At 74.7% G+C, this 438-nt stretch carries 1 protein-coding gene; it reads left to right on the top strand.

What is annotated here, in order from left to right; genetic code table 11:
- Window positions 1-438 (top strand): signal recognition particle receptor subunit alpha (locus tag G3I71_RS47845; protein WP_203733171.1); only part of this gene is annotated, 438 nt, incomplete at both ends.

The raw sequence follows: 438 nt of genomic DNA on the forward strand, positions 1-438 counted from the left end.
CCATCGACGAAGTCGGCCTCCCGGACGCCACCGCGCCCGCCGAGGAGGCCCCGGCCGTCGAGGTTCCGGCGCCGCCCGCGCTGGAGGTCCCCGAGCCCACCGAAGGCCGGCTCGTCCGCCTGCGGGCCCGGCTCGCCCGCTCCCAGAACTCGCTCGGCAAGGGGCTGCTCACCCTCCTGTCCCGGGACAACCTGGACGAGGACACCTGGGAGGAGATCGAGGACACCCTCCTCACCGCCGATGTCGGCGTCGCCCCCACCCAGGAACTGGTCGAGCGGCTCCGCGAGCGCGTCCGGGTGCTCGGCACCCGTACCCCCGAGGATCTGCGCGCCCTGCTGCGCGAAGAGCTGATCACCCTGCTCGGCCCGGAGCTCGACCGCGAGGTCAGGACCGAGGGCGGCGCCGAGACCCCGGGCGTCGTGATGGTCGTCGGCGTCA

This window comes from Streptomyces sp. SID12501, assembly GCF_010550245.1.
GTDB lineage: Bacteria > Actinomycetota > Actinomycetes > Streptomycetales > Streptomycetaceae > Streptomyces.